Source organism: Lentiprolixibacter sp. (assembly GCF_982873095.1).
On sequence record NZ_CEYNTP010000084.1, the window covers coordinates 1 to 10155 of the forward strand.

At 48.2% G+C, this 10155-nt stretch carries 10 protein-coding genes; 7 read left to right on the forward strand and 3 right to left on the reverse strand.

Going from position 1 to position 10155, the window contains the following annotated elements; translation table 11 throughout:
- Window positions 1-397: sodium:solute symporter family transporter (locus AC4E7D_RS06760; RefSeq protein ID WP_490173050.1), on the reverse strand; the 397-nt coding region annotated here is incomplete at its 3' end.
- Window positions 398-472: 75 nt separating this feature from the next.
- Complete coding sequence (locus AC4E7D_RS06765) at window positions 473-2107, reverse strand: ArnT family glycosyltransferase (protein ID WP_490173051.1); 1635 nt, start codon at window positions 2105-2107, stop codon at window positions 473-475.
- Window positions 2108-2235: 128 nt separating this feature from the next.
- On the opposite strand from AC4E7D_RS06765, the gene AC4E7D_RS06770 reads away from it, so the two are divergent.
- On the forward strand, window positions 2236-2973 hold the full coding sequence (locus tag AC4E7D_RS06770) for a sulfite exporter TauE/SafE family protein (RefSeq protein ID WP_490173052.1): 738 nt from the start codon (window positions 2236-2238) through the stop codon (window positions 2971-2973).
- A gap of 33 nt (window positions 2974-3006) precedes the next feature.
- Here AC4E7D_RS06770 and AC4E7D_RS06775 read toward each other — a convergent pair whose 3' ends face one another.
- Entirely contained in the window at window positions 3007-4374 is a 1368-nt protein-coding gene (locus AC4E7D_RS06775; protein WP_490173053.1) for a glucoamylase family protein, read from the reverse strand.
- Between the two features lie 162 nt (window positions 4375-4536).
- Here AC4E7D_RS06775 and AC4E7D_RS06780 point away from each other — a divergent pair, with 162 nt between their 5' ends.
- From AC4E7D_RS06780 to AC4E7D_RS06805, 6 genes are all read left to right on the forward strand, one after another.
- Complete coding sequence (locus tag AC4E7D_RS06780; RefSeq protein WP_490173054.1) at window positions 4537-4872, forward strand: tellurite resistance TerB family protein; 336 nt, start codon at window positions 4537-4539, stop codon at window positions 4870-4872.
- Window positions 4873-5012: 140 nt separating this feature from the next.
- A complete protein-coding gene (locus AC4E7D_RS06785; protein WP_490173055.1) occupies window positions 5013-5189 on the forward strand; it encodes a hypothetical protein in 177 nt (58 codons plus the stop codon).
- 153 nt (window positions 5190-5342) lie between these two features.
- Complete coding sequence (locus tag AC4E7D_RS06790) at window positions 5343-5864, forward strand: DinB family protein (RefSeq protein WP_490173056.1); 522 nt, start codon at window positions 5343-5345, stop codon at window positions 5862-5864.
- 34 nt (window positions 5865-5898) lie between these two features.
- Window positions 5899-6120 carry a hypothetical protein gene (locus AC4E7D_RS06795; RefSeq protein ID WP_490173057.1) on the forward strand — a complete coding sequence of 74 codons (222 nt, stop codon included), beginning with the start codon at window positions 5899-5901 and terminating at the stop codon, window positions 6118-6120.
- A complete protein-coding gene (locus AC4E7D_RS06800; protein ID WP_490173058.1) occupies window positions 6117-7403 on the forward strand; it encodes an APC family permease in 1287 nt (428 codons plus the stop codon). The genes AC4E7D_RS06795 and AC4E7D_RS06800 overlap by 4 nt, the downstream gene beginning before the upstream one ends.
- 110 nt (window positions 7404-7513) lie before the next feature.
- Window positions 7514-10155 (forward strand): S41 family peptidase (locus tag AC4E7D_RS06805; RefSeq protein ID WP_490173059.1); only part of this gene is annotated, 2642 nt, incomplete at its 3' end.

Below are 10155 nucleotides of genomic sequence, written 5' to 3' on the forward strand. Positions count from 1 at the left end.
TCACCCCCAGATAGACCGCACGGAATTTCCTGAGAAACCGGGCAGGAGCCCCCCCGTAACGGAGTTCGTAAAACTCAAGGTCTGTGTTTACATTGGATTTCCTCCACAACTTCGCATATACAAAAACAGTGAGCAGTCCTGTAATCAGGAAGGCCCACCAGACCCAGTTCCCCGATACACCGTTGGTCCGGACGATATCCGTAACCAGGTTGGGTGTGTCTGTGGAAAATGTAGTGGCCACCATAGACAGTCCCAGTAACCACCAGGGCATAGTACGTCCCGATAGAAAGAACTCTGAAGTGTTCTTTCCTGAAGTCTTGGAAACGATGATACCAATAAGTAATACGATGGAAAAAAATCCGATGATAAGGATATAATCAAGCGTGCTGAGTTGCATAGTCTGGTCTTGGTTGGGTTATAAAGATATTATTTTTTGCTTATCGACTTTCCTGATTTCAGAATCCTGAACTTTTTAATAGTAAAGGGAATATTTGTGATAATCGTACCTGTTTTTATAGCGCTTGAGGCGTGCTTTGATAAGGTCAGGCAGACTGTCTTTCTTCAGTACCATAAATATGGGGTCCTCCCGTTCCATAACCTTACGGATATGACCCTGATCTACGGGATCCTGAAGGTCCATATAGGTGGTTTTGTAACTTTCATCGGGTTGGAATTTGACTTCCTGGTTGATCCGCTTACTGCCATTTTTTATCGTAATCACCTCATTCTTGAGATAAAAGGCCGTTGAGGGCACCCAGAAATCGTAAATAATTAGTCCCCTTTCCCGGTTTATACCGTTGTCCTCCAGGAAAGACACAATGGGTTTCAGGGTTTTGATCTTTTTTGGGTTACTGCCTGCATAAATAGGAAAAGTGAGCAACACCCCAAGTATAAAAACCGCTGAGATTGCTAGCATGCTGAAATATGCATTACCCCTCAAATATCTAATGATCAGAATAATGGATACAATGAGCGCTACAGCCAATAGTGTGGCGGGTAATCCGTGAAGCTCCAACCGCGGGAACAGCTTTGCAATGAGCAGAAATACAGCCAAGGCCAGGCACAGCAACCCCAGTATCCGGGAATAGATCCTGCTTTCCCTGTCGCTGATCCCCTTTAGCAAATAGGCCGTATAAAGTGCAAAAAATGGGAAGGCCGGGAGGATGTACAAAATAAGTTTTGAGGAGATCAGAGAATAAAAAAGCACAACACCTATTCCCGTAAGGAGGAGGACAAGTGGTGTTTTCTGTTTTTCAGCCTCAGATTTTTTCCTGAGGAAACTACGGGAAATCAAAAAAGGGATCCAGGGAAATCCTATCAGGGGAAGCAAGGGCAAGTAGTAGAAAAAGGATTTTTCCCGGTTCATATCGTTTGCTGCCACCGCGCGTTCCAGGATCTGTTCTTTTATAAAATATTCCAGAAAGGAGGGCTTATCCAGCCCAATGGCAATAAACCAGCTGCCGCCAATCAGCAGGAAGAGCAGGGTACTTAGTACGGTATGCCGGGTAATATGAATCTTCTCTTTTTGTACTACTTTCCAGATCAGCAGGAAAAGGCCAACCGGGACCAGGGCAGCCGGACCTTTGGTCAGAAATCCAAGACCGAGCAAAATGTAAAAGCCGTAAAGGCTAAATATCGAGCCCCTTATTTTGTGATGTAACAGGAAATAAATGCTTCCAAGAACCAGGGTGATCAGATAGCAATCAGTGGTCAACACCCGGGAGGAAATCCCCACCAGGGGAAAGGAAAAATAAATAATGGCTGCCGAAAGCGCAATCTTCGGTTCCTTAAACAGCAAAATCGAAATTTTGTAGACGAAAATGATCTGCAGGATGAGGGCCAAGGACAAAAAGAACCGTGCCCCATATTCGTTAACCCCAAAAAGCTGGTACCCGGCAGTGGTGATATAATAGGTCAAAGGAGGTTTGTGAAAATGCCTTATGCCCATAAGTGTTGGGTACAAGTAGTCCCCGCTTTCCAACATTTCCCTGCTTATTTCCGCATAACGCGCTTCGCTGGATTCTGTTAGTCCCCAGCTTCCCAGCCCAATATTTAAGAGGATGAAGACAAACCCCAGCAGGAAATACCGTTGTATCTTGTTGGGCATGCAGTGTTGGTTAAGGTTGCGGCTAAAGATAGGATTATTCCCGTAAAGGCTGAAGCCAGATCAATGAGGTATTGCTCTTTGCTGTACTTTTTAAAATACCTTTACGGCATCATCTTTAATCCAATTCCTTGGAAATAACCTTTACTTCCTGGATCCTTGCCCTTTGCGCCTCTTTTGTGCTGGGGGTGTCCAAAGCAGGCCTCAAAGGGATCGCAATGGTGACCGTAACCCTAATGGCACTGGCTTTTGGGGCACGGGAATCTACGGGCTTAATTGTTCCCCTGTTATTGGTTGGAGATGTATTTGCCGTCCTTTATTATACCCGCCATACACGATGGGGGCATATCCTGAGGTTCACCCCCTGGATGCTAAGCGGGGTGTTGATCGGGGCCGTCCTGGGGAAAGACCTCCCCGGTAAAACTTTCAAGGTGTTTATGGTGGGCATCATCCTGTTCAGTGTTGCCGTGATGTACTGGTGGGACCTCCGCAAATCGAAGTCCGTTCCAAGGCATTGGGCCTTTGCCGGGGGAATGGGAATGATCGCCGGCGTTGCTACCATGATCGGCAACCTTGCCGGAGCCTTTACCAATTTGTATTTCCTGGCCATGCGCCTGCCGAAAAACGAATTTATCGGTACAGCCGCCTGGCTTTTCCTGATCACCAACCTTTTTAAATTACCCTTGCATATTTTCGTCTGGGAAACGATCAGTTGGGAAAGTATAATGATTAACCTGAAGCTTTTACCGGGTATCTTTCTTGGCCTGTACACCGGAGTTCGGTTAGTGAAAATCATACGGGATAAGTTCTACCGTAAAATGATCCTCGCGCTGACCGCCATAGGGGCTTTACTCATATTGCTGCGCTAAAATGGTGTTCACGGGCACTGGCCTTCTCCCAATCTATTGGCTATAAGAAAATCCCAGTTTCTCCAAACCCATGCGCACCTCAGTATTGCTCATGAAAAGTTCCCATAGCAGGCCGGACCTGTAATTTTCTATCATTACCGGAATAGGTCCCTGGTCGATTGCGAGGTAGCGTTTCACATACCAGTTATTCTCCGAACTATAGGCGTCATAAGGTCCGAATTTGTCCACCAGCGTATCCTTCTGCATATATAGCTTACGGAGAAATGCCATGCTCGCATCCGGAGTATAGGGCATTGAAGAGAGGGCAGCAGTTGGGGAAATCACGCCAGGGTCATTTCCAGGCCGGTGGGCCGCATATCCATTTAAGGAATAGCTGGAGGTAAGCCCCCATTCCTCAGGGCCGTAGTCTTTGTGGTTCATCGGATTATCCACACAATACCTGTAATGGATGAACGTGTGATTTTGATTGAGGGCCCAATAGTCCGCATATTGATCCGAAAGGCTTTTTGGCGATAGTCCCAGATAGGAATAGTGGGCCCAAAATAAAGGGCCCACTGGGGCCGTATCGTACTCATAATGATCCAGCTGCGTTCTCAGATCATAGTATACGGTATCATTTGCAATGGCTCCGCTCCGTGCCCATCCCGCATCATAAACTTCCTTCTGTATAGGATAAGTAGGGGAAGCCGCAGCGAGGACATAAGCGATAAGGCATTCGTTGTAGCCCCCAATGGGAAAGTTCATTTCCCAGTTATAATTGGGGCTCCAATGCCAGTATAACACGGATTCACCTCCCCGGGTATACCAATCCCACTCCACTTCTTCCCATAACCCTTGTATACGTTGTGATAAGGCTGCTGCTTCGGGTATATTTTTATCCAGATATGCCTTTACAGTAAGCAACCCCTGGATCAAGAAAGCGGTTTCTACCAGGTCGCCGCCGTCATCTTTTGGACTAAAGGGATACACCCGTCCATCAGGTCTCATCCAATGCGGCCAGGCTCCGTGAAACCGATCCGCACCCTCCAGAAAATCCACGATTTTTTCAAAACGGGCTATAGCTTCTGTTTCGGGTATAAAGCCGCGCTCTATGCCAACAATAAGTGCCATAAGTCCGAAACCCGTTCCCCCTGTAGTGATGATATCCGGATCATGAAAGGGATACTGTCCATCTATATGAAAACGCTCACGGGCCATGCCACTGATCGGCTCCGCCCCTTCCCAAAAATAGTTTATGGTCTGTTTCTGGACCAGGTCCAGCAGCGCTTCATCAGAGAGATCGCCCGGTGGTATCCCCCCTTGATCGTCAACACTGACCGGGTCGAATTTGTTCTGGTTGCATCCCAGAAAGCATAGCCCGCAAAAAGCAATAAGCAAGAATTGTTGTTTACAGAATCCCATTATCACAGAAGCATATGTAGCGACAAGAAAAGTTACGAAAAAAGAAACGGAAGCGGAATTTCAAACATTTTTAAACCGGGGCTATCCACAATTATCTGCATTTTTGATTACCTTTCCACTCCGGATATCCGGTGATCATTACCCCCCTTAAAAAAGATAATCATGAAATATAATCTCGCCGAAAAACTCGCCATCGTAAAAGCAATTGATGAAGTTATTCGTGTGGACGGACAGGTAGACCCTGGTGAAATCGAATTCCTGAAGCAGCTCATGACCTTGCTTAAGTTCGATCGCGGCCTTGTTGAGGAAGCACGGAACATTACCGCAAAGGAATGCATGATGATCCTGAAGGGTATGCCGGACAAAAAAAAGCATGCACTGGCTGTAATGTTGAATGAAATGGCCAATGCCGATGGCAACTTCAATGAAAAGGAGTACCAGTTGATCTTCAATATCCTGATGGAAGCCGGGATAGAACTTGATGATTCTCCTGACTAGTCCTTAAAATCCCCTTTACTTGTTAATGATCATTTGGGAAATCCCGGACGCAAATGATATTTGCCCTTTTCATTTTTGTTAAAAGATTGTTAATTTTTGTGCTTTTTCTTAACTTGTCAGGGCTATACAACAACTGACCCATGAAAAAGAGCGAAAAGTTATTGACCGCACGGATAGGCATTGCCCTACTTGGTATTACACTGATTACGCTGGTATTGGTGCTCTACCACGAGCATGCGGACACCCTCTATCAGCAAGTAGAGCAGGCCCTGGCACAGTCAATGAACAGCATGGACAACACTGTTGCCGGTAAGTAAGGCCCTCTTATTTCCACAGCCGGACCAACCCACAAAAGGCCATATATCCTCCTGATCCCGAAAGGGTTAAACTTTCATAAATGTAGATGGGTTGGCATTTAATTTCCCTATCTTCTTTCCTAAAATTTATAACCCAATTAAAACAAACCTGTGATGAAAAAATTCTGTATCCTATTTTGCTGCCTAACCGGTTTCGCCGGCCTGGCACAAAACCCGACCATCGATCACCTTGTTGAAGATTTTGAACGCGGCAAGGAACTCTCCCTGGCCTATGTTGACGCTATGCCGGAAGCGCAGTTTAACTTCAAGCCTACAGAGGAGACCATGACCTTTGCCGGACAAATGCTGCACACGGCCATGGGTACCTTTGGCCTGAGTTCCAATGGTACAGGAGTCGAGAACCCCTATGCGGGGAAGAACCTGCAACAAGACGAATCCCTGCAATCCAAAGCTGAAGTACGGCGTATTCTGGCCGAGAGTTTTGACTTTGCCATTGCCGGAATCAAAACAATGGACCCCGCACAATTTGAAGAGATGGTGGAACGCGGACCATTTAAGGTAACCCGACTGGGATGGGTGCAAAAAACAAAGGAACACATCAACCACCATCGGGGGCAAACTGCCATTTACCTCAGGCTGGCCGGAGTAACGCCCCCTCAGTACAAGCTGTTTTAGTTAAGCGCATTTTACGCCCGTTTTATTTGCCCAGATGGATGAGGATTCACTTACTTTAGTCATTGACCTTATTGTCATCCTGATCGGTGCAGGAGTTGCGATCAATGCAGTTATCCAGCTTCTAATTGAATTTCGAGTGAACGAAATAGATGGGACAAGGTCCTATTTCAACGCCAGGATACTACGGTATTTGTTGTTTCTGTTATTGGGAGGAATTGTGGTCAGTTTAAGGATTTGGTACATTGCACAAAGATGAACACTACCCCTGGTAAAATCAGATGGAAAGTTGGAGCCGCCCTTGTGGTTGCCAATATGATCGGCACCGGGGTGTTTACCAGCCTGGGGTTCCAGTTGCAGGATGTACAGAATACCTGGTCGATCCTCGGATTATGGCTCCTTGGCGGGGTACTCGCGCTGATCGGGGCGTTTTGCTATGCGGAAATGGGCAGTGTGTTCCGGGAATCCGGGGGAGAATACATTTTCCTCTCCCGTGTCTACCATCCGGTACTGGGCTATCTTGCGGGCTGGATCTCCCTTACCGTTGGGTTTGCAGCACCTGTGGCGCTTGCCGCGATGGCCCTGGGGGAGTACATGGGTAATGTACTGGAATTACCCCCAAGCGTGATGGCGGTGGGCATTATTATCCTTATGGGACTGGTCCACTCCTTCAACCTGAAGGTAAGCAGTACCTTCCAGTCCTTTGCCACCTGGTTTAAAGTACTGCTGATCGCCTTTTTGATTGCTGCGGGGTTCTGGCTCACCTCTACAGCTACAGCCTTTGATTTCTCCATGGGCTGGACGGCGGAAGTCCTCACACCCTCTTTCGCTGTTGCCTTTGTCTACGTAACCTACTCCTATACCGGCTGGAATGCTGCTGCCTACATCATAGAGGAAATCGAGCGCCCCCGGGTTAACCTGCCAAAAGCCCTGGTAAGGGGTACACTCCTCGTCACGGTTCTCTATATGTTACTTCACCTCGTATTCCTGAAACACGGACAACTCGAGGCTTTAAAGGGGCAAATAGATGTAGGGCACATTTTTGCCCTGCAATTATTCGGCGAGCAGGGTGCCATTATCATTAATCTGCTAATCGCCTTTTTCCTGATCTCGAGTATCAGTGCCATGACCTGGGTAGGCCCAAGGGTGTCACAGGCCATGGGAAAAGACTATCCCCTGTGGCGGTTCCTGAACCGAAAGAACAAAAGACAAATCCCCGTAACAGCGATCTGGTTCCAGGTGGCTATTGCGACTGCCTATGTCCTCACCGGCACCTTTGAGAGTGTTTTGCTGTACTGTGGCTTTATCCTGCAGATTGCCTCACTGCTTACCGTTTCAGGTGTTTTCGTGCTGAGGAAGAAATACAAAAAGGAGGCCTCTTATCAATCTCCTTTATACCCCATTTTTCCTTTGATCTTCGTGGTCCTCAGCCTTTGGGTGCTATCCTACCTGTTGCTTCAGCAACCTGTTGAAACCCTGATTGGCCTGTTGATCCTCGGCCTGGGCACCGGCACCTATTTTCTGAATCCCAGAAGAAAATAGTAGTCCAAAGAGTACGAAAATACAGGCATGTATTCGGGGCGACTCTGGGCAATTTTTAGTACATTAAAAAACCTTTTTCAACTAACAAAAAACTGATCACCATTACTCCAATGAAAAAACGTTTTGCTACCTGGTCCCGATTCGCCGGCACCAGCATCTTTTTTGTATTTCTTTTCTTTTCCAACACATCTTTTTCCCAGGGTTTTGAAGGCTACTACCGCTTCCCGGACATCCATAAAGACCAAGTCGTTTTTACGGCAGAGGGCGATCTGTGGACCGTTCCCCTTTCCGGGGGCAATGCCCGGCGATTAACGAGTCACGCCGAAGAAGAACTCTATGCCAATTTCTCCCCGGATGGCAAAACCCTTGCCTTTTCGGCCAGCTATGAGGGACCGGTAGAGGTGTATACCATGCCTGTTGATGGTGGCTTGCCCACACGATGGACCTATGAAGGGGACCCATCCTTTGTCAATACCTGGACCCCGGATGGGAAGGTGGTCTACCAGACCAGGGGGTATTCCGGGGTGCCCGACTATCAGTTGGTTCAGATCGACCCCAAATCCAAAAAGAAAATACGCGTGCCACTGAGCCAGGGCAGTGAGGCCAGTTATGATTCCTCCGGTGAAACGGTCTACTTCGTGCGGCCGGCCTATCACCGAAACGTAACCAAGCGCTATAAAGGAGGTACTGCCCGGCAAATATGGAAGTACACAACTGAAGCCGCTGAAGCGGTCCGGCTTACCAGGGGATATGCCGGGGAAAGTCATCATCCCATGTGGTATAACGGCAGGGTGTATTTCATCACCGATAGAGACGGTACCATGAACCTATGGTCTATGGATGAAGCCGGAAATGATTTGCAGCAACATACCGAGCACGCTGACTTTGATGTACGCTATGCCAAGGTTTCCGAAGGGAATATTGTTTACCAGTGGGGGGCCGACCTTTGGGTCTATACTATCGCATCAGACCAGTATAGGAAAATCGATATCCGGCTCACTTCTGATCTGGATCAGCTACGTGAAAAATGGGAGGAGAAGCCTTCCCAATATATCACCAGTGTGCATCCTGATCCTGAGGGCAAGAACATCGTGATCACCGCTAGGGGACGGGTTTTTGTTGCCCCGGTAAAAACTGGTCGATATATTGATTTTACCCGGAAAAGCGGGGTGCGCTACCGGGATGCGGCCTTCTCCCATGATGGAAAACAGCTCTATGTCCTCTCTGATGAAAGCAGCGAATTTGAATTTGTACAACTACCCGCCAATGGTATCGGCAACAGCAAAACGATAACCCGGGATGGCCAGGTACTCCGTTTTGGGGGCACCCCCTCCATAGACGGTAAGCGGCTGGCGTATAAGGACCTTCTCGAGCGCATGTACGTGCTGGACCTGAAAACCGGAGTGAGTACACAAATCTCCACCAATGATTTTTACGTGGGCAATCCCTCCTGGTCGCCTGACCACAAGTGGGTGGCTTTTGAGCAGTCAGCAGACAACCTAATGACCCAGATTGTTCTGTACCAGGTGGAAACCGGCAAACGTATCTTTCTGACCACCGACCGGGCCAACAGTTTCAGCCCGCAGTGGAGCAAGGACGGGAAGTTTATCTATTTCTTGTCAGATCGCAGCTTTACTTCCCTGGTACGCTCCCCCTGGGGATCGCGTCAACCCGAACCCTATTTTGATGCTAAAATGAAGCTTTACCATGTGCCGCTGCAAACAGGGGTTCGTTCACCTTTCCGTCCGGATGATGAACTGTACTCGGCCCCGGAAAAATCAAAGGAAAATGGGGGCGACAAAGAAGCAGTTGTAGTAAAGATCGATGAAAACAGCTTGCAGGAGCGTATCGCTGAAGTACCGATTCCTGCCGGGAACTACAACAATTTATCCCTAAATGACAAGAACCTTTATTTTACAAAGCGTGGTACGGGGCTTAATGCCAAAACGGACCTCGCTGCACTCGAAATATCTAATGAAGAAATTAAGGTTAAAACACTTGTAAAAGTGATCTCAAACTACGAGTTGAGTGGCAATGGGAAAAAGCTCCTGGTCCGCAAAAACGGCAGTCTGTATATGATCGATGCAGGCACCTCGGAAGTAACCAATCTCAGCAAACACAAGATCAAATTGGAGGGCTGGCGGTTCCCCATCATCCCGCAGGAAGAATGGAAACAGATCTTTACCGATGCCTGGCGGATGGAGCGGGACTATTTCTACGACAAAAATATGCACGGGGTAGACTGGGATGCTATGCATGCCAAATACCTGCCCCTAGTGGAAAGGGTGACGACACGGACGGAGCTCTCGGACCTTATTGGCAGGTTTGTGGGTGAACTTGCCGCCCTGCATACCAGCGTACGCGGCGGCGACCTGCGCAATGACAACCGCAATATTGCCGTTGCCAGCCTGGGTGGGGTCTTTAGCAGGGATGAGGCCGGGGGCGGCTTCCGGATTGACCACATCTACAAGGTAGACCCCGATTACCCGGATGAAAAATCCCCCCTGGACGATCCGTATTTGAATATCCGTGAAGGGGATGTCATTACCCGTATCAATGGTATCCCGGCATTATCTGCCCTGGATATTGGGGAACTCATCCGGAACAAGCAGGGGAAACAGGTCCGGCTTAGCCTTAAACGCGGACAAACCACCCGGGATGTAGTGGTGACACCCATAGGAAGCACCTATAACTTGCGATATCGCGACTGGGAGTACGGGAAAAGGAAAGCAGTTGAAGCAGCTACTGATAA